The organism is Aquabacterium sp. A7-Y (genome assembly GCF_026153205.1).
Classification (GTDB): Bacteria; Pseudomonadota; Gammaproteobacteria; order Burkholderiales; family Burkholderiaceae_C; genus Caldimonas.
Map to the genome: position 1 here is coordinate 184,532 of NZ_JAPFBW010000007.1, position 19,291 is coordinate 203,822.

The window sequence follows — 19,291 nt, forward strand, 5'->3', positions numbered from 1 at the left end:
GCTAGCCCTCCGCGATCGCCATCAGTTTGTCTTTCGAGAGCACGACCAGCCGGGTCGGCTCGATGCGCACGGCCCCCTCGCGCTCGAAGCTCTTGAGTTCCTGGTTGACCCGCTGGCGCGAGGCGCCCAGCAGCTGGGCCAGGTCCTCCTGCGCGAGCTGCAGGCCGATGCGGATCTCCTCGCCCTGCGCGATGCCGTAGCTGCGCGCCAGCAGCAGCAACTGCTTGGCCAGCCGCGCGGCCAGTGGCAGGGTGTTGAGGTCCTCGACCACATTGAACATCAGCCGCAGGCGCCGGCAGTTGAGCCTGAGCAAGGCCTCGTAGAGCTCGACGTGTTGCTGCAGCAGTTCCTTGAAGTCCGGCTTGCGCACCACCAGCAAGGTGGTCTCGCCATGCGCGTTGGCATCGTGCGTGCGCGGCATGCCGTCGAACAGCGCGATGTCGCCGAACCAGGTGCCGGGCTCCACATAGGTCAGCGTGATCTGCTTGCCCGAGAGCGACACCGAACTGACCCGCACCGCGCCCCGCGCCACGCCGATCCACTCGTCGGCCGGCTGCCCCCGTGAGGACAACAGCGCCGAATCGGACACGCGTCGCACTGTCGATCTCGACAAAATGGCGGAGCGCAGGGCTGGCGACAGTTTGGAAAACCACGGGCCGGACTCGATCGTGTTGCGTTCGGCGATTGTAAGAATGGGGCTGTTCATGTTTTGTCGCTGAAGTGACAAGGGGGCGAGCGCTTCACGGCGTATTTTCCACCCACTATCCCACAGGAGACAGCGCAATGAATTCGGACGTGTCAGGGTCGCAGATTTCCAGCCGCCGGGGCAGTGTCAGCGAGGCGGAGTGGCAGGTGCGGGTGGATCTGGCGGCGGCCTACCGGCTGGTCGCCTCGTTCCGCTGGGACGACCTGGTGTTCACCCATATCACGGCCCGCGTGCCGGGCACCGAGGACCAGTTCCTGATCAACCCCTACGGCTTGCTGTTTGACGAGATCACAGCCTCCAGCCTGGTGAAGATCGACCTGCAGGGCCGCAAGATCGACGACACGCCCTTCGACATCAACCCGGCCGGCTTCACCATTCACAGCGCCATCCACGCGGTGCGCCACGATGCAGGCTGCGTGCTGCACACGCACACGCTCAACGGCATCGCGGTGTCAGCGCAGAAGGAGGGCGTGCTGCCGCTGTCGCAGCAATCGATCTTCGTGCTCTCGAGCCTGGCCTATCACGACTACGAGGGCGTGGCGCTGCGCGACGACGAGAAGCCGCGGCTGGTGCGCGACCTCGGCGACAAGACCTTCCTGATGCTGCGCAACCACGGTCTGCTGACCGTGGGCAAGACGGTGGCCGACGCCTTCCTGTCGATGTACCTGTTCGAGACGGTGTGCGCGATCCAGGTGAGGGCGCAGGCGGGGGGCGGCGAGCTGGTGCGGGTGGACCCGGCCATCATCGCCTCGGCTGGGGCGCAGGCGCGCCAGGTGACGCGCGGGCAGGGGGCAGGGAGTCTGAACTGGCCCGGCCTGCTGAGGCGGCTGGATCGCATCGATCCGGGCTACCGGGACTGAGCGTCTCCGGGGGGGCTTGCTCGCGGCCGGCGCCCGGGGCGCCAAACCGGGAGCAGCGCCTCAACTGCGCGGCGTGCTGCCTTCCATGCGCAGGTACTGCGCCAGCAGCTTTTCCATCGTGGTGTAGCGTTCCCGCTCGTGCAGCCACTGCGTCGGTGCGAGGTTGATCCCCCGCACCACCATGTCCTCGCTGCTGATGTCCATCACGTTGATGCAGGCCGGCGCCTGCTCCATGCGGCCGAGGAAGCAGCGCTGGCCCGCCAGCGCATAGGAAAGCAGGGCGCGGTTCACGCCGCCGTGCAGCACCAGCAGGAGCTGCTGCCAGCCTTCGTCTCGCAGCAGCTCCTGGAACGCCGGCAGCGCTCGGTCCTGCATCTCGCCAATCGATTCACCGCCGAGGAAGCGCGACGACTCGTCGACCGTGCCCTGGAAGGCCCCGAGGAAGGCGCCCCGCAGCTGCTCCTTCGGAATGTCGCTCAGCCGGCCTCCGCGGATCTCCTGCAGGCGCGGCTCCTGCACCAGTGGCAGCTGGGCCTGGCCGGCCGCTGCGAGCACGCGCGACGCGGTTTCCACGGTGCGAGGCAGGCCGCTGACCACCACGCGGTCGAAGCGCACGCCGGCCGCCTTGAACAGTTCGCCCGCGGCATCCGCCTGCTGGCGGCCGGTTTCGTTGAGCGGCACGGTGTCGGGCGCGACCGGCGTGCCGTCGGCGAGGAAATAGTCGACCGAGCCGTGGCGCATCAGGTAGATGCGCCGCCGCCGGGGCAGGGTGCCGCTCATCGTGCACCTCCCGGGCGAGGAGTCCGGCGCTCAACGATAGCGCGGCGGGCGTTTTTCGAAGAAGGCTGCGATGCCTTCAGCGGCGTTGGGATGATGCAGGTTGTCGACAAAACAGTCCCGTTCGGCGTCGAGTTGTTGAGGCAGGCTGGCGGGCCACTGGTTGAGCAGCTCCTTGCTGCCGGCCAGTGCGTTCGGGGCGAGCTCCGACAGACGCTGCGCGATGGTCAAAGCTTGCGCCAGCGCCTCCCCCTTGTCTGTCACTCGATTGACAAGGCCCCAGGCCTGCAGCCGCTCGGCGCCAACCGGCTCGCCCAGCCACACCATCTCGGCCACCAGGGTGCGCGGCAGCATCTGCATCAGCTGCCAAGTGATGCCGCCGTCCGGCGACAGGCCGATCCGGTTGTAGGCCAGGCTGAAGCGCACGTCGCGTGCCGCGACCACCAGGTCGCAGGCCAGGGCCAGCGAGAAGCCGCCCCCGGCGGCCGCGCCTTCGACCGCGGCGATCACCGGCTTGGGAAAGGCCCGGATCGCTTCGATCCAGCGGTGGAAACGGTCCAGGCGCTGGGTCTGCACCTCCGGGCCCAGCCGGCTGTTGACGGCCAGCTGCTTCAGGTTGCCGCCGGAACAGAAGCTGCCGCCGGCGCCGGTGAGCACGACGCAGCTGACCTCATCCGAGGACTCGGCCATGTTCAGGGTCTCCACCCCGGCCGCCATGACCTCCTCCGACAGGGCATTGCGCGTCTCGGGATCATGGAGAGTCAGGACCAGGGTACGATCCAGACGTTCGGTACGCAGTTCGCTCGGCATCGTGGGTGCTTCTCGATAGACTGTGGGACATCCCCGCGGTAGCGGGAGGCGGCCTGGTCGGCGAAGCCGATTGTGCATGAGTGAACTGCCGCCCGGCGCCGACACGGCCGCACGCGCCCTGTTGTTCCTCCGTCTTGGCCTGCCTTCTGCATCAAGGTGGCGGCAAGGCGGGTCGTGCTAGAGTCCGTTTCAGTTTGTCACCAGCGCACGCATGAAGAAGTTCCGCACCCGGCTGACCACTGTCGTTGTCTTGCTGGGAGCGTGCGCGAACGCTGCGGCCCTGGGGCTGGGCGAAGCGCGCAGTACCGCCTTGATCGGCCGCCCGCTGGAGGTCACGGTGCCGGTGCGCGCCGAGCCGGGCGACGAGTTCTCGTCCGAATGCGTGAATGCCGAGGTGCAGTTCGGCGACACGCCGCTGCCCTCGTCCTCGCTGCGCCTGCGGGTCACGCCCGGCAGCGGCCCGGGCGAGTGGCGGCTGCACTTGAGCACCGTGGTGCCCGTGGCCGAGCCCATCGTCAATGTCTCGGTCAGCGCTGGCTGCACGGGGCGGGTCTCGCGCAGCTACGTCACCTTCGCCGACCCACCCGCCGTGCGTGCCAGCCTGCCCGAGACCGAGCCCCAGGCCATCGCCTCCAGCCCCGCGCCCGCGCCCCGGCGCGCCGCGGCCCGCCGCGCGGCCGATGCGGCGCGTGATCCGGGCAAGGTGGAGGTCGCCGCCGCGCCCACGCCCGCGGCCAGCCCCGTGCCACGTGCTTCCGAGCCCCGCAGCGCCCCTGCTGCGACGCCCCGCGCGCCACGCAACCGCCGCCCGGCCAGTGCCGCACCGGCCGATCCGGCCACCGCGCGGGCGCCGACCCCTGAGCGGGCGCGCAGCCGCACCGCCGAGCCGCGGCTGCGGCTGGATCCCCTGGAGGCGGTGCCGAGCAGCGGACCGGCGCTGCGCTCCTCCGATGAGCTGGCCTCCGGCACGGCTCCTGCTGCGGAGGCGCAACGACGTGCCGCCGAAACCACCTGGCAGGCGCTCAATGCGACGCCCGATCAGATCGTTGCCGAACGCGAGCGCATGCGCCAGCTGGAGCGTCAACTGGTCCAGCTGCGCGAGGAGTCGGCCCAGACCCGCCGCAGCCTCGACACGCTGCGGGCCCAGCTGCAGCGCGCCGAGCAGGAACGCGACGGCTCGCCCCTGCTGGTCTACCTGCTGGTCGGGGTGTGCCTCTTGCTGGGTGTGGGCCTGATCTGGGCCCTGCGGTGGCGGCATCGTGGCGGGCCGCGCATCTGGTGGCGCCCCTCCGAAGTCGCGCCGGCTCACAGCCGCCACGGCCCCCTGCCCGACGACGACGACCTCGACCTCGATGCCGACGAGGCGCCGCCGCCGGTGCGTGCCAAGACCCTGGGCGAGCGCTTCGAGTCCACCGGTGCCGAGGCCAAACCCTTCCTCGTCGCCACGCCCGGCGTGCCGCCCGTCGCAGCGACGGAGGTGGCCCTGCCGGTGCTGGAGCCGATCGCCGAACCGGCGCCGCTGCGGGCCCCCGCGCCCACGCCCGGGGCGGTGGCGAAAGCGGACGCACTCGTCAGCCAGCCGACGGTGTCGGTCGAGGAACTGATCGACCTGGAGCAGCAGGCCGAGTTTTTCGTCGCGCTGGGGCAGGAAGAGGCGGCCGTCGATCTGCTGCTGGGCCATGTCTCGGGCCACCCCGACGGCAGCCCCTTGCCTTACCTGAAGCTGCTGGAGATCCACCAGCGTCGCGGCGACCGGGAAGCCTACGAGCGCATCCGGGGGCAGTTCAACGACCGCTTCAATGCCTATGCCCCGGCCTGGGAGGACGCGCTCTCCGACGGCCGCTCGCTGGAAGACTACCCGACCGTGGTCTCGCGCCTGCAGGCGCTGTGGGAGACGCCGAGCCGGGCGCTGGACGTGCTGCAGGCCTCGCTGTTGCGCAAGGACCGTGCCTCGCAGACCTTTGACCTGCCGGCCTACCGCGAGCTGCTGATGCTCTACTCGGTGGCGCGCGACCGCGTCGAGGCCGAGGCGGACGCGGCGGGCGTCGACCTGCTGCTGCCGCTCGACGAGGAGGTTGAGGGGTTCTCGCACACCATGCTGGAGCCGCTGGTGGCGACCACGCCGGTGCGGCCCTACGACGGTCCGGAACCTGCGAACGAGGTCGATCTGCCGCTGGAATTCAAGGCCCGCGGCCGCGAGCCGGTGGCCGCGGAAGCGCCGTCCGCCGGCGAGCCGGCGCCCAGCAACTTCATCGAGTTCGAACCGATTCAGCTCGACTTGCCCGAGGACACCCGCCGGGCCGGCGGCAAGAGCGGGCGCGATCCGCGCGGCTGACGCGGGCCGGGTCCCGGCCCGCCGCGCGCTCTGCCACGCAGGCTCTCCTAGACGGCCGCCAGGCGGCGCAGCGCCTCGCTGAGCGTGGCGTCCTGCTTGGCATAGCAGAAACGCACGATGTGTTGCTCTCGCCCGCCCCGGTAGAAGACCGAGAGAGGGATCGCCGCCACGCCGATCTCGGTGGTGAGCCAGCGGCAGAACTCCACCTCGCCCATCGCCGCGCGTTCGCCCAGGCCGCTGTAGTCCACGCACTGGAAGTAGCTGCCCTCGCTGGGCAGCAGCCGGAATCGGGTCGACGCCAGGCCGGCCCGGAAAAAGTCGCGCTTGCGCTGGTAGAAGGCGCCCAGCTCCAGGTAGGGCCGGGGGTCGGCCATGTAGGCAGCCAGCCCGACCTGCATCGGCGTGTTGACCGTGAAGACGTTGAACTGGTGCACCTTGCGGAATTCGGCGCTCAAGGTGGCCGGCGCCGCGACGTAGCCGACCTTCCAGCCCGTCACGTGATAGGTCTTGCCGAAGCTGGAGACGATCAAGCTGCGCGCGGCCAGCTCGGGATGGCTGGCCACGCTCTCGTGGCGCCGCCCGTCATAGACCATGTGCTCGTAGACCTCGTCGCTGATCACCAGCACCTTGGTCGGCCGCAGCAGCTCGGCCAGGGCCTGCATGTCCTCGCGTCGCCACACCGTCGCGCTCGGGTTGTGCGGTGTGTTGAGGATCAGCGCCCGGGTGCGCGGCGTGATGGCGGCAGCGATGCGGTCGAAGTCGGGCCGGAAGCTGCCGGGCTCGCCGTCGTCACCGAGCGGGACGAACACCGCGGTGCCGCCGGCCAGCACGATGTTGGGCTCGTAGCTGTCGTAGCAGGGTTCGAGCACGATCACCTCGTCGCCCGGCCGCACCACCGCCAGGATGGCAGTCAGGATGCCCTGGGTGGCGCCGGCCGTCACGGTGATGTCCTGCTGCGGGTCGTAGCGTCGCCCGTACAGCGCCTCGATCTTGGCGGCGATGGCCTCGCGCAACGCTGGCACGCCGGGCATCGGCGGGTACTGGTTGTGGCCGGCCTGCATCGCGTCCGAGACCGCCTCGATCAGGCGCGGGTCGCAGCCGAAATCGGGGAAGCCCTGACCGAGGTTGACCGCCCTGTGCTCCTGCGCCAGCGCGGACATGATGGAGAAGATGGTGGTGCCGACCTGCGGCAGCTTGGTGGCAACGTCGGGGGTACGCGCCGTGCCGGGGGGGACGAGAGAGGTCATGGCTCGATGTGCTGCGGTTCAGAGGTCGTAGCTGTTCTGCGGGTCGCTGCCCATCGCGCGGACGATCAGGCTGCGGCTCAGCCGGTCCGACAGCGACTCCGCGAAGGCGTAGACGAAGTTGCGCAGATAGGCACCCCGCTTGAAGGCGATGCGGGCCACGTTCTGGCCGAACAGGTGGCCGGTGGGGCGCCAGACCAGGTCGCCGGTGCCCGGGTGGAAGGCCGGATCCTCGCGCACCGCCATCTCGGCCACGATGCCCACGCCCAGCCCGAGCCGCACATAGGTCTTGATGACGTCCGAGTCGATTGCTTCCAGAACCACGTTGGGTTTCAGGTGCCTGAGCGAGAAGGCATGGTCGATGCGTGTGCGGCCGGTGAAGGAGGGGTGGTAGGAGATCAGCGGCTCGTTGGCCAGCTGCTCCAGCGTGAGCCGGTCGGCCTGGGCCAGCGGGTGGCTGGCCGGGAAGACCGCGACGTGCTGCCATTCGTAGCAGGGCAGGGTGACCAGCTCCTCGAAGCTCGCCAGCGACTCGGTCGCCAGGCCGATCTCGGCTGACTCCTCCATCAGCATCTGCGCCACCTGCTCGGGCGTGCCCTGGTGCAGGCTCACGTTGACCTTGGGGAAACGCTTGCGCAGCTGCGCCACCGGGGCGGGCAGGACGTAGCGGGCCTGGGTGTGGGTGGTGGCGATCGAGAGCGTGCCGGCATCCTGCTTCGAGAATTCCTCGCCGATGCGCTTCAGGTTGCCGACCTCCCGCATGATGACCTCGATGGCCTTCAACACCTCCAGCCCCGGCTCGGTGACCCGCTTGAGCCGCTTGCCGTGGCGGGCGAAGATGTCCACGCCGAGCTCTTCCTCCAGTTCGAGGATGGCCTTGGAGATGCCGGGCTGCGAGGTGTAGAGGGCCTTGGCCGTCTCGGTGAGGTTGAGGTTGCGCCGCACGGCCTCTTGAACGAAACGGAACTGATGCAGGTTCATATTTCGGCCTGATCTGAGATTGACCGAAATTATGTCATCAGGGCATGTGAATTGCTTCGAAAAAGACCACGCACGGTGGTCCGGGGGTACCGCCCCCCGCAGGGCTCACCGGGCCGCGCTCATGCGCAGGGCGCTGGCGGCCATCGCTTCCACCACCTCGGCGGTCTCGCCGACCGCCGGGTTCAGCATCCAGCTCACGTCGGGATGCAGCGCCGAGAGCTGTTGCAGCAGGACTGGCAGGTCCTTGCGCACATGGCCGCCCGCGCCGAGGAACAGGGGCACCACGTTGACGTGGCGGCAGCCCGCCGCGGCGAGCCGTTCGCCGGCTTCGAGCAGGTCGGGTGTCATGAATTCGAGAAAGGCCAGCTCGACCGGCGTGTCGGGCGCCTGCACGCGCAGCCTGGCCGCGACCGCCTCGAAGGGCAGCGCCCACTGCGGATCGCGGGCGCCGTGTGCGAACAAGAGGATGCCTTGCTCCATCGTGATGCCTCCCGGTTGTGTGCTCTTGCCGGCCCGCCGTCAGCGGTTGCGCACCAGCCAGTTGAAGGCCAGCAGCGACAGCACCAGGTAGACCGCGCTGGGCACCGAGGCGGCGATCCAGGGCGTCCAGTCCTGCAGCAGGCCGATGTGGTTGGCGACATTGTTCAGCAGCACGAAGCTGATGCCCAGCATGATGCCGCCGAAGACCTTCAGGCTGATGCCGCCGGAGCGGCTGTGCAGGTAGGCGAAGGGCAGGGCCAGCGCCACCATCACCAGGCAGGCCAGCGGGTAGAGCGCCTTGCGCCAGAACTGGATTTCGTAGCGCTGGGCCGACTGCTCGTTGCCGGCCAGGTGGTTGGCGTAGCGGTAGAGATCGACCGCCGACATCTGGCTGGGCGACTGCACCGCGGCGGCGACCACCTCCCGGCTCAGCGAGCTGCGCCACTCGTAGGTCACCGGGCCCTGCTCGATGACCTCCAGCTCGCCCTGCACGCGCTCGGGCGCGGCGCTCGGGCGCCAGCGGCTGACGCGGGCCTGCTGCAGCCGCCACAGCGGGCCGGGCTCGATGTGCCCGCTCGGCGCGCGGACCGAGGAGACCAGCCGGCCGTTGGGGTCGAACTCATAGATGCGCACGTCGCGCAATTCGCCGTCCGACGTCGCCGCGGTCAGCTGGATCGAGTAGCTGCGTTCGCCGTCGGGCGTCTCCAGGCGGTCCTTGAGCCAGGCGCCGGTGTGGCCGTAGGAGCTGTTGCCGCGCGCCTTGGCCCGCACCACCTCGGCGTGCCGGTCCGACACCGGCGCGATGTAGTCGCCCACCACGAAGGTGAAGGCCGCGAAGGCCAGCGCCAGTTGCACCAGCAGGCCCAGCGCCGAGACCGGGCCCAGCCCGCTGGTGCGCAGCACGGTGAATTCCGAGGACTGCGCCAGCCGGGCCATCGAGTAGATGGTGCCGATCAGCACCGCGATGGGTACCAGCTCGTAGAGCCGGCCCGGCAGCTGCAGCAGGCAGTACAGCACCGCCGTGCCGGCCGGATAGCCGTTGCGGCCCACCTTCTCCAGCTCGTCGATGAAGTCGATGAAAAAGAACAGGGCGAGGAAGGCCACCGTGACGAAGGCCACGGCGCTCAGCACCTCGGTGTAGATGAGTCTGCGGACGGTTTTCATCGGAACGTGGAGAGGCCTCAGGCCGGGCTTGGGTCGGCACGCCGGCGCGGCCAGAAGCCGGCCGCCCCTTGCTGGCGCCAGCGCAGCACCGCCAGGGCCAGTGCGGTGGCGCCGCCGTGCACCAGCAGGAGCGCTCCCCAGGCCGGCAGCTTGCCCCCGCCGACCCAGGCCTGGCTCAGGTTGAGCAGGTTGAAATAGACCACAAAACAGAGAAAGGCCATCAGCACGTTCCAGCTGCCGCCCCGCCTCGGATTGGCGGCCGACAGGCCGATGCCCAGCAGCATCAGGTTGGCGGCGGTCAGCGCCAGCCCGATCCGCCACACCAGCTCGCCCTGATGGCGCGGGCTCGGCTCGCGCCACAGCTCCACACTGCTGCGCGCCTTGGGCGGCAGGTTGGCGCCCTGCGCCTGGGCCTTTTCGCCGGCGAGGATGCGGTAGCTGTCGAACTGGGCGATGCTCTTCTCCGGCGTCGCGGCCTTCTGGTCGACCCGCTGCCCCTGCGACAGCACCAGGTAGCGCTTGTCGCCCTGCATCTCGATGCGGCCGGTGCTGGCCGAGGTGACCGATTCGCCGCTGTCGCTGCGCAGCAGCACGAAAACATTGCGTCCGACCTGGCCGCCATCGGTGTTGCGCTCGACGAAAAACACCCGCCGTCCGTCGCTGGAGCTCTGGAACTGCCCGGGTGCCACGCGCGAGAGGTCGGAGCGGCGTTCATACAGGTCGCGCAACTCGGCGCTGCGCTGGTTGGCCCAGGGCCAGCCCAGCAGCGCCAGCAGCAGGATGACGCCGACCACCGGCGCACCCAGTCGTGCGACCGGTCGCACGAAACGCGCCAGCGGCAGGCCGCTGGCGAACCACACGGTCATCTCGCTCTCGCGGTACATGCGCGACAGCGAACTGACCACGGCGATGAAAAACGAAAGGCTGAGGATGATGGGCAGGTAGCCCAGCACCGTGTAGCCCATCAGCAGCACGATGTGCTGGGGCGCGACGGCACCGCCGGCGGCCTGCCCGAGGGTGCGGATCAGCATCATGGTGAGCACGATGGTCAGCAACACCACCAGGGTGGCCCCGAAACTGCGCGCCAGCTCTCGACGGACGGAGGAATCGAATAACATCAATGAATTCAGGCGAAGACAAGCATTATGGACTTCAAGTTTGCACCTGCATCCCGGGCGGCCCTGGCCGAGCTTTCCTGCGACGCCCTCATCGTCATCGTGACGGGTGATGCAAGCAGCCAGGGACTCGACGGCGCGCTCGCGCAGCAGCTCAAGGACGCCCTCGCTCAGAAGGATTTTCAGCTCAAGGCCGGACGCACCCTGTATCTGCACCGTCCGCAGGGCGTGAAAGCCCCACGTGTGGTGCTGGCCGCCGCCGCCGATGCAGGCCCCAAGGCCTTGCGTGCGGCGCTCGGCAACGCCGCCGGCGTGCTGAAGAACAGCGGTGCGAAACACGTGGCGGTGGCACCTGCCGCCGGTGCGGCCCTCACGGCGGAACATGCCGAAGCGGTGGTTGCCGCGCTGGCCGATGCGAGCTATGTCTATCGCCACACCAAACCGAGCGCGCCGCCCGCCGCCGGCCCGGCGCGGGTCAGCCTGCTGGGTGAGAAGGCCGATGCCAAGGCGGTGCAGCAGGGCCTGGCGCGCGGCCAGGCCATCGCCGCCGGCGTGACGCTCGCACGCGAGTGCGCCAATCGTCCCGGCAACCACTGCACGCCGAGCTTCCTCGCCGAGCAGGCCCGCAGCCTGGCCAAGGAGCACGGCCTCAAGGTCGAGGTGCTGGACCGCAAGGCGGTCGAGAAGCTCGGCATGGGCGCCTTCCTGGCGGTCTCGCAAGGCTCGGAGGAGCCGCTGCGCTTTATCGTGCTGCGCTACGACGGCGCACCGCGCACCCAGGCGCCGGTGGTGCTGGTGGGCAAGGGCATCACCTTCGACACCGGCGGCATCTCGATCAAGCCCGCGGCCGAGATGGACGAGATGAAGTTCGACATGGGCGGCGCCGCGAGCGTGCTCGGCACCTTCCGCGCCGTTGCCGAGCTGAAGCCGCGCATCAACCTGGTGGGTGTCATCCCGGCCTGCGAGAACATGCCCGACGGACGCGCCGTCAAGCCGGGCGACGTCGTCACCAGCATGTCGGGCCAGACCATCGAGATCCTCAATACCGACGCCGAGGGCCGCCTGATCCTGTGCGACGCGCTCACTTATGTCGAGCGCTTCAAGCCGGCTGCGGTGGTCGACATCGCAACCCTCACCGGGGCCTGCGTGGTCGCGCTCGGCAACTTGCGCACCGGCCTCTTCTGCGCCGACGACGAGTTGGCCGAGGCCCTGCTTGACAGCGGTCGCCAGGCGCAGGACCTGGCCTGGCGCATGCCGCTCGACGAGGAGTACGAAGAGGCCTTGAAGAGCAACTTCGCCGACATGGGCAATGTCGGCGGTCGCGCCGGTGGTGCCATCACCGCGGCGATGTTCCTGCGCAAGTTCACGTCCAAGTACCGCTGGGCCCACCTCGACATCGCGGGCACGGCCTGGAAGGGCGGCGGCGCCAAGGGGGCCACCGGCCGGCCGGTGCCGCTGCTCACGCATTTCGTGCTGGGCCAGGCGCGCTGAACCATGACCGAGATCGCCTTCCACTTCAACGTCCCCGACAAGCTGGGGTACGCCTGCCGCCTGTTGCGCAAGGCCTACCGCAGCTCGGCCGAGCTGGGGGTGGTGGGGCCGGCGGCGCTGCTCGGCGAGCTCGATCGGGCCTTGTGGTGTTTCGAGCCGCTGGAATTCCTGCCGCATGCGTCGGCCCGCCAGGCGGGCTCGGCGCTGGCGCCCCATACTCGCCTGTGGCTGGCGTCGCATGCCGCGGAGGTCCCGCACCACGGCGTGCTGGTCAATCTGGGCGAGGCGGTGCCCGAGGGCTTCGAGCGTTTCGACCGCCTGATCGAGGTGGTCAGCGGCTCCGAGGCCGATCGCCTGTCGGGGCGCCGCCGCTGGAAGCAATATGCCGACCGCGGCTACGCCATTCAGAAGTTCGAAGTCGGCGCCTGAGGCCGACGCCCTTGAGGAAGTCGAGATGAGCAGTACCTGCCTTGGAGTGCGTCGATGAGCCACGTGAAAGCCGCCCCGCTGCGGCAAGTCCCCACGCTCACCGAAGTGGTGCAACCAACCCTCGCCGAGAGCTCCGGCGACGCGGCCCCGCCGGGTGCGAGCTCTGCAGTGGCATCGCCGCTGCCCGGCGGTGTGGCCGCCGAGACACCACCGGAGCCGCCTGCTTTCCTGCTGGCCGGCGGCGAGGACCAAATCACGCAACGGGTGCTGGCCGACCTGCAGCGCCAGATCGACGTGATGCTCGAATACCGGCTGCGCGAAACCCTCACCCCGGCGCTCGCGCGCATGGCAGATCAATTGATACGCGATACACGGGTCGAGTTGGCGGCCACTTTGCGCGAGGTGATTGCACGTGCCGTGGCACAAGAACTGGCGCGCCAGCGTAAACGCTGAACAAGGGCCCGGCGCGGCAAAGGGCATGATTTGCGATCCTGCCCGTGACCCTGGTCTGCCTCTTGCTTGCCCCGCCGCTCACGCAACTCGGACTAACGTAAACCATAACCTGCGGTTGACAGGCCTGTTTCGGGATTCCCTAGAGGATTCCCGCAGGAGGCCTCGTATTTTTTCGAGTATTGTTCCGCCCGTTGAGTCATTCATCCAAATCTCAACTTTCAAGCTAGGAGGCTATTCATGCAATTCAAAATGAACCTGATCGTGGGTGCGGCAGCCCTGGGCCTGGCCGGTACGGCACTGGCACAGGAAGTGGTCCGCATCGGCCACGTCGGTCCGACCAGCGGCGGCATCGCCCACCTGGGCAAGGACAACGAGTTGGGCGCCCGCATGGCGATCGACGAGTTGAACGCGAAGGGCGTGACGATCGGCGGCAAGAAGGTCAAGTTCGAACTGCTGGCCGAAGACGACGCCGGCGATCCGAAGCAGGGCACCGCCGCTGCTCAGAAGCTGGTGGACTCCAAGGTCCAGGGTGTGGTCGGTCATCTGAACTCCGGCACCACCATCCCCGCCTCCAAGATCTACAGCGACGCCGGCATCCCCCAGATCTCGCCGTCGGCCACCAACCCGCGCTACACCCGCCAGGGTTTCAAGACCACCTTCCGCACGGTGGCGGATGACGTGCACCTGGGTGGCACGCTGGGCCGCTACGCGGTCAGCCAGCTCAAGGGCAAGACCATCGCCGTGATCGACGACCGCACCGCCTACGGCCAGGGCGTCGCCGACGAGTTCGAGAAGGGCGTCAAGGGCGCCGGCGGCAAGGTCGTGGGCCGCGAGTTCACCCACGACAAGGCCACCGACTTCACCGCCATCTTGACCTCCATCAAGGCCAAGAAGCCGGACGTGATCTTCTACGGCGGCATGGACGCCGTGGCCGGCCCGATGCTGCGCCAGATGAAGTCGCTGGGCATCAACGCCAAGTTCATGGGCGGCGACGGCATCTGCACCAGCGAGCTGCCGAAGCTGGCCGCGGGCACCATCACCGACAGCCAGGTCATCTGTGCCGAGGCCGGTGGCGTCGAAGGCGAACAGAAGAAGGGCATGGAGGACTTCCGTGCCGCCTTCAAGAAGAAGTTCAACGCCGACGTGCAGATCTACGCTCCCTACGTCTACGATTCGGTCATGGTGATGGCGGCTGCGATGGTGAAGGCCGGTTCGTCCGACCCCGCCAAGTACCTGCCCGTGCTGGCCAAGACCGAAGGCTACAAGGGCGTCACCGGCACCATCTCCTTCGACAACAAGGGTGACATCAAGAACGGTGCCCTGACCCTCTACACCTACAAGGCAGGCCAGCGCGAGCAGCTCGCCGTGGTGCGCTGAGCAGCGATTCCGCTTCCAGCCAAAAGGGCGTCCGAACCGGACGCCCTTTTTGTTTGGGATGCGGGGCCGCCCTTATTGCGTTGCCCGTGCTCCGGCCTCGATGCGCTCCACCACGTGGCGCGAGATGGACAGCGCCAGCTCGTCCTCGCCGAGAAAAACGCGGTTGACGTGCGCCGCTTCCAGCAGCGTCGCCTCTTCCTCGTTGGTGCCGCGCACCACCACCTCGATGGACGGGTTCAGCGTGCGCGCGGTCTCGACCATGCGCCGCACGTCGATGGTCTCGGGCGTCGCGATCACCAGCATGCGGGCCTCCGCGACATGGGCCTGGATCAGCACCGCGGGGTCGGTCGCGTCGCCCGAGACCGCCGGCATGCCCTGCTCGCGGAGCTTCTCGACCAGCTCGCGGTTCTCGTCGGCGACCACAAAAGGGATCTCGCGTTCGCCGAGTGCCTGCGCGATCCGCCGACCGATACGCCCGTAGCCGACCAGCACCACCTGCTTCGACAGGTACTTGCGGTCGGTGCTCATCGGCAGCTCGGCCAGCGGGTCGTCGCGACGCTCCAGCGTGCTGGCCAGGCCCGGCCGGGCATGCACCCAACGGCGCACCGGCTCGATCGCCTGGAAGACCAGCGGGTTGAGCGCGATGGAGATCAGCGCGCCGGCCAGCAGCAGGCTCTGGCCTTCGGGCGGCAGCAGTCCCAGCTTCATCCCCAAGCCCGCCAGGATGAAGGAGAACTCGCCGATCTGCGCCAGGCTGGCCGACACCGTCAGCGCGGTGTTCAACGGGTAGCGGAAAGCCAGCACCAGCAGCGCCGCGGCGACCGACTTGCCCAGCACGATGATGGCCACCACCACGAGCACCTGCAGCGGCTGCTGCAGCAGCACGCGCGGGTCGAACAACATGCCGACCGAGACGAAAAACAGCACGGCGAAGGCGTCCCGCAGTGGCAGCGTCTCCTCGGCGGCGCGGTGGCTGAACTCCGACTCGCGCAACACCATGCCGGCGAAAAACGCCCCCAGCGCGAAGGACACGCCGAACAACTGGGCCGAGCCATAGGCGATGCTGACCGCTGCAGCCACCACGCACAGCGTGAAGAGCTCGCGCGAGCCGGTCTTGGTGACCTGCCACAGTACCCAGGGGAAAACTCGGCGCCCGACAACCAACATGAAGGCGATGAAGCCACCCACGCGCAGCAGGGTGATGCCCAGCGTGCGCCAGAGGTCCTGGCCCCCCTCGGAGGCCGCGCTGCCCAGCACCCCCGCCAGGGGCGGCAGCAACACCAGCACCAGCACCATCGCGAGGTCCTCGACCACCAGCCAGCCGATCGCGATGCGGCCGTTGACCGTCGCCAGCACCTGGCGGCTTTCCAGCGCCTTGAGCAGCACCACGGTGCTCGCCACGGACAACGCGAGGCCAAATACGAGGGCCCCGCCGCCGCTCCAGCCCCAGGACAGGGCCACGCCGGCACCCAGCGTGGTCGCCACCGCCATTTGCACCACGGCACCCGGCAAGGCGATCTTGCGGACCTTGAGCAGGTCGTCGAGCGAGAAGTGGAGGCCGACACCGAACATTAGCAGCATCACGCCGATCTCCGCGAGCTGGCCGGCGATGTTGCCGTCGGCCACGAAGCCCGGTGTTGCGGGACCGAGCAGGATGCCGGCCAGCAGGTAGCCCACCAGGGGCGGCAGGCGCAGCCGTGCAGCGCCGAAGCCGAGCAGCAGGGCCAGGCCGAAGCCGGCGGCCAGGGTGGTGATCAGGGTGACGTTGTGCGGCACGCGCCGGACCTCCTGGGTTGTGGTGAGTCAAGGGGCGACGGGGTAGGGCGCACCGGCGCTTCCCAGCGATGCCGCGGTCGCGCCGCACAGCTGCTTTCCCCCTCCGGCTGCCGCGTGGCCGCAACACCGGCCCACCCGGGCCGAAGCGGGCCAAAGATACAAGCCCGCAGCTCAAAGACCGCCGCAGGGGGAGGCGGCAACTCTAGCCCATCTGCACGGCTCTACCGGCAACTTCCGCCAAAGGCCCTCAGCTGCATCGATCAAGGCACCCCTGTTCTACCCCGACCCAGGCACCAGGGGCACCTGGGCACGACCCTTCGGACACCTCACCTTCCACAGGACCTGGAGTTGCTGCCAGTGGCGTGGGTGGGCAGTGAGGATGGAAATGGGAGGTGGCGACACAGCGCCGTCGCGTTGCATTCCGTGCGGCCAACATCAGAGCGGGTCGGGCCGGGCACTGGGGCCTGCTCAGGGAGCGACCATGACAAGAGCAGAGCAGTTTCAGAGGGAGGCCCGAGCCTACGTCTGCTCGCGCCTGAATCGCGCCGGCGGTTGGCGCGAGGCGGTGGCGGGCTTGTGGTGGCGGACCCTGCCGGACCTGGTCGGCAGCACCCGCGGGGTCAGCTTCGTCGGCGCGTGCATCGTGCTGCTGCGCGTGCTGCTGCTGGTGGGGGCTGCCAGCCTCTCGGTCTTCATGCGCAAGACCTACGACCAGGCGGCGCCGGTGGAGGAGGATGCCGAGGGTTGGGAGGCGATCCTTAACATCTTCCAGAACCTGGACAGCGTTGACCTATTTTTCATGACGGTCGCGGTGCTCGTGGTGGGGGCTCCGAAGGTGCTCGACAGCTGGCGTCGCAACGGCAAGCGGCCAGATCGCCGGTTGGCCTACAAGTATTTCGTCGGCGCGCTCAGGCGGCTGCCGCTGGTGCCGCCCGACGGCGGCCTGGCAATGGTCGAGCCCTCGCTGCGCGAGGCGCTGGAGGCGCTGCGCTTCGAGGTGAGCGAACTGATCGGAGACCGCGGCGCCAAAGACACCGACGCGACCCTGCTGGTGTTCTGCGACCCGCTCGGACAGCGCATGGAGGTGCTTGCGCGCACCGATACCAGCCGCCCCACGCGGCGGCCGGTGGACGCCCACCGGCTGCAGGCCTACTACGTCGGCACCGACGGCCGCTGGATGGTGGAGCACCAGTTCGGGCGCTCGCGCGGCACCCCCTTCAAGCCGGTGCGCGCCACCACTCCGGGGGTACCGGCGCCCTACAAGAGCATTCTTTTCATCCCCATCGTCGTGTCGGATCCGGGGCCGCCCCATGCGGGCGGCATGCCCGATCCGGCAGCGGCGGTCGACCGCTGTATCGGGGTGGTCTGCGTCCATAGCGAGAAACCGTACAGGTTCTGGCGCTGGGGTGACCACCGATTGGTGCTCGGCGGCTTCGGGAACATCGTGTTCGAGAGAGCCAGCCCCTATATCGCCTTGGTTGCGCATACACTGCGCGGTAGAGCACACGAAGTCGCTCTGGTCAGGTAGGGGAGACGATCGTGTCACCAGCGATGGTTCGCAAAGGAACCGGCTCAGGTGCTCCTGATGTTGAAGGGCCCTGTGTGCCGGACTCAGAAAAGCTCCAGCAGTTGATCCAGGACATCGGCATCGCCCGCTTCGTCGGGCGTATCAACTCCGGCCTGATCGATCCCGTGGTCGGTTATCAGACCGTCGAGCGTTTTGTTGCGCAGCACAAGTCGGCCAGTCTGGCCCGGCATTTCCTCGCGCTGTTCCGGCCCTGAATGGGCCCATCCCTCCCGACCGTTCCGCTCTGCCGCAGCTTGTGCGCGCCTCGCACCGATTTGAGCCGGTGTTCGCGGGCGGGTTCCGATGCGGGGTTGTGAACACGTGAACGATGTCCGAAAGGACTGTCTGATCTGGCTGGCCAGGCCTCCGACCGGCCGGCCGCGAAAGGCGGGACGCGGCGGTGGCGGACACCGTGGGCCACCCGCCCGCGGCGCCCGCCGCCCGTCCACGGGCGAGCGGGCCGAGCCCGGCTCAGGGTGCCGTGCAATCGCCGCCGCTGGCCGGGAAGTTGCGGGGGCTTTGCGGCTGGCCGCGGTGGATCGCACGCAGGAAACGCTGTGCGCACCAGGCCGGCGAACTGCCCCAGTCACCCGACCACTGCTTGATTTCGAGGTGCAGGTGCGGCGCCCCGGACTGGCCGGTGTTGCCCGACCGCAGGATCTGCTGCCCTGCCGCGACCCGCTGCCCCGGCTGCACGCCGACATAGCTGTCGCCGTGGCAATAGAGGTAGGACAGGCCGTCGTCGCCACGCACGGTGAGCCCGTTGCCGCAGGTGCCCTGGGAATAGTTGCTGACGACGCCCGCGCTGACCGAGTACACCGGCGTGCCGACCGGCACCAGCAGGTCGATCGCCCAGTAGTTGCCGCCCCAGTGGTTGTTCGTCAAGGAGCCGATGGCGCGCTCGAAGGCATCCAGCGGCAGCGGCAGCACATAGGGCCCCGCTGGGGGCGGCGGAGGCGGCGGGGCCGGGTTGTCGCCGCAGGCCGGGATGCTGTCGTAAGGATCGCTGCGCGTGTGCAGGTTCTGCGCCGGCACGTAGCCCCAGGCACGGCGCGCTTCCTGCCCGGGCGCGCTGCGGTCGCCCTGGGTGTAGTACCAGACATCGTTGCCGCCGCCGTGCCGGGCCCCGCGCGCGTGGCACACGAAATAGCTCAGGGTGCTGTCGAGCCGGCCGGTCGCGGTGGCGCCGTCGGGCGCGAGGTAGAGCGTGGCGCCGGCATCGTTGCGTCCATACCAGACCGTGGACCAGCTACGGCCGGTGTTGGGGTCGCTGACTTGCTTGCGGGCCTGCCACATGTCGGGCTGGCATTCCGGCATGCCGGGATCGGGATCGACCGAAGTGGCCAAGGCCACGGCCGGCACGTAGCCCCAGCCCCGGCGCGCCTCCCAGCCTGCTGCGGCGCTGTCGCCCTGGGTGTAGTACCAGACGTCGTTGCCGCCAGCATGCGCATCGCCACGACGCCAGCAGACGAACCAGCTCTGCCGCGACTGCAAAGTCGCGACCCGGGAGGCCGGGTTGGGACCCGCGAACATTGGCGCAGACGCATCGTTCCCGCAGTACCAGGACTGGCTCCACCGCTGGCCGGTGTTCGGATCGCTGCGTTCCTCGTTGCGTGGCGTGCACCGGGTAGCCTCGGCCGGCGCGGCGTGAAACCAGGCCAGCGCGAACAGGAGCGCGAGCCCGGCGGGTCGTGCCGACCTCAGGCGGGGATGGGGGTGCATGGAC

At 68.9% G+C, this 19,291-nt stretch carries 18 protein-coding genes; 8 read left to right on the plus strand and 10 right to left on the minus strand.

Going from position 1 to position 19,291, the window contains the following annotated elements:
- Nucleotide 1 precedes the first annotated feature (1 nt).
- Nucleotides 2–706: a Crp/Fnr family transcriptional regulator gene (locus tag OOT46_RS08340; RefSeq protein ID WP_265403126.1), complete on the minus strand. Its 705-nt coding sequence runs from the start codon at nt 704–706 to the stop codon at nt 2–4.
- A 77-nt stretch (nt 707–783) separates the two neighbouring features.
- Between OOT46_RS08340 and OOT46_RS08345 the strand changes: the two genes are divergently transcribed.
- Nucleotides 784–1,566, plus strand: a complete 783-nt coding sequence (locus tag OOT46_RS08345; protein ID WP_265403127.1) for a class II aldolase/adducin family protein — start codon at nt 784–786, stop codon at nt 1,564–1,566.
- A gap of 60 nt (nt 1,567–1,626) precedes the next feature.
- Here OOT46_RS08345 and OOT46_RS08350 read toward each other — a convergent pair whose 3' ends face one another.
- A complete protein-coding gene (locus OOT46_RS08350) occupies nt 1,627–2,346 on the minus strand; it encodes a histidine phosphatase family protein (RefSeq protein ID WP_265403128.1) in 720 nt (239 codons plus the stop codon).
- 30 nt (nt 2,347–2,376) lie between these two features.
- On the minus strand, nt 2,377–3,153 hold the full coding sequence (locus OOT46_RS08355) for an oxepin-CoA hydrolase, alternative type (protein WP_265403129.1): 777 nt from the start codon (nt 3,151–3,153) through the stop codon (nt 2,377–2,379).
- Nucleotides 3,154–3,364: 211 nt separating this feature from the next.
- Between OOT46_RS08355 and OOT46_RS08360 the strand changes: the two genes are divergently transcribed.
- Complete coding sequence (locus tag OOT46_RS08360) at nt 3,365–5,488, plus strand: FimV family protein (RefSeq protein WP_265403130.1); 2,124 nt, start codon at nt 3,365–3,367, stop codon at nt 5,486–5,488.
- A gap of 47 nt (nt 5,489–5,535) precedes the next feature.
- Here OOT46_RS08360 and OOT46_RS08365 read toward each other — a convergent pair whose 3' ends face one another.
- From OOT46_RS08365 to lptF, 5 genes are all read right to left on the minus strand, one after another.
- Entirely contained in the window at nt 5,536–6,735 is a 1,200-nt protein-coding gene (locus OOT46_RS08365; RefSeq protein WP_265403131.1) for a pyridoxal phosphate-dependent aminotransferase, read from the minus strand.
- 18 nt (nt 6,736–6,753) lie between these two features.
- Entirely contained in the window at nt 6,754–7,713 is a 960-nt protein-coding gene (locus tag OOT46_RS08370) for a CysB family HTH-type transcriptional regulator (protein ID WP_265403132.1), read from the minus strand.
- A 105-nt stretch (nt 7,714–7,818) separates the two neighbouring features.
- Nucleotides 7,819–8,193: a sirohydrochlorin chelatase gene (locus tag OOT46_RS08375; protein WP_265403133.1), complete on the minus strand. Its 375-nt coding sequence runs from the start codon at nt 8,191–8,193 to the stop codon at nt 7,819–7,821.
- A 39-nt stretch (nt 8,194–8,232) separates the two neighbouring features.
- On the minus strand, nt 8,233–9,357 hold the full coding sequence (gene lptG / locus OOT46_RS08380; protein WP_265403134.1) for an LPS export ABC transporter permease LptG: 1,125 nt from the start codon (nt 9,355–9,357) through the stop codon (nt 8,233–8,235).
- 17 nt (nt 9,358–9,374) lie between these two features.
- Nucleotides 9,375–10,475 (minus strand): LPS export ABC transporter permease LptF, encoded by a 1,101-nt coding sequence (gene lptF / locus OOT46_RS08385; RefSeq protein WP_265403135.1) that lies wholly within the window; start codon nt 10,473–10,475, stop codon nt 9,375–9,377.
- Nucleotides 10,476–10,502: 27 nt separating this feature from the next.
- Here lptF and OOT46_RS08390 point away from each other — a divergent pair, with 27 nt between their 5' ends.
- The 4 genes from OOT46_RS08390 to OOT46_RS08405 all read left to right on the plus strand — a co-directional run bounded on the left by OOT46_RS08390 (nt 10,503) and on the right by OOT46_RS08405 (nt 14,222).
- Nucleotides 10,503–11,963 (plus strand): leucyl aminopeptidase, encoded by a 1,461-nt coding sequence (locus OOT46_RS08390; RefSeq protein WP_265403136.1) that lies wholly within the window; start codon nt 10,503–10,505, stop codon nt 11,961–11,963.
- Between the two features lie 3 nt (nt 11,964–11,966).
- On the plus strand, nt 11,967–12,392 hold the full coding sequence (locus OOT46_RS08395) for a DNA polymerase III subunit chi (protein WP_265403137.1): 426 nt from the start codon (nt 11,967–11,969) through the stop codon (nt 12,390–12,392).
- A 54-nt stretch (nt 12,393–12,446) separates the two neighbouring features.
- Nucleotides 12,447–12,845 carry a hypothetical protein gene (locus OOT46_RS08400; RefSeq protein WP_265403138.1) on the plus strand — a complete coding sequence of 133 codons (399 nt, stop codon included), beginning with the start codon at nt 12,447–12,449 and terminating at the stop codon, nt 12,843–12,845.
- A 237-nt stretch (nt 12,846–13,082) separates the two neighbouring features.
- Nucleotides 13,083–14,222, plus strand: coding sequence for a branched-chain amino acid ABC transporter substrate-binding protein (locus tag OOT46_RS08405; protein ID WP_265403139.1), 1,140 nt, complete (start codon nt 13,083–13,085; stop codon nt 14,220–14,222).
- Between the two features lie 72 nt (nt 14,223–14,294).
- Here OOT46_RS08405 and ybaL read toward each other — a convergent pair whose 3' ends face one another.
- Complete coding sequence (gene ybaL, locus OOT46_RS08410; RefSeq protein WP_265403140.1) at nt 14,295–15,998, minus strand: YbaL family putative K(+) efflux transporter; 1,704 nt, start codon at nt 15,996–15,998, stop codon at nt 14,295–14,297.
- Nucleotides 15,999–16,479: 481 nt separating this feature from the next.
- Here ybaL and OOT46_RS08415 point away from each other — a divergent pair, with 481 nt between their 5' ends.
- Both OOT46_RS08415 and OOT46_RS08420 read left to right on the plus strand, forming a co-directional pair.
- On the plus strand, nt 16,480–17,526 hold the full coding sequence (locus tag OOT46_RS08415) for a hypothetical protein (protein WP_265403141.1): 1,047 nt from the start codon (nt 16,480–16,482) through the stop codon (nt 17,524–17,526).
- Nucleotides 17,527–17,600: 74 nt separating this feature from the next.
- Nucleotides 17,601–17,780 (plus strand): hypothetical protein, encoded by a 180-nt coding sequence (locus tag OOT46_RS08420; RefSeq protein ID WP_265403142.1) that lies wholly within the window; start codon nt 17,601–17,603, stop codon nt 17,778–17,780.
- Between the two features lie 256 nt (nt 17,781–18,036).
- Here OOT46_RS08420 and OOT46_RS08425 read toward each other — a convergent pair whose 3' ends face one another.
- Complete coding sequence (locus OOT46_RS08425; RefSeq protein ID WP_265403143.1) at nt 18,037–19,287, minus strand: M23 family metallopeptidase; 1,251 nt, start codon at nt 19,285–19,287, stop codon at nt 18,037–18,039.
- Nucleotides 19,288–19,291 lie beyond the last annotated feature (4 nt).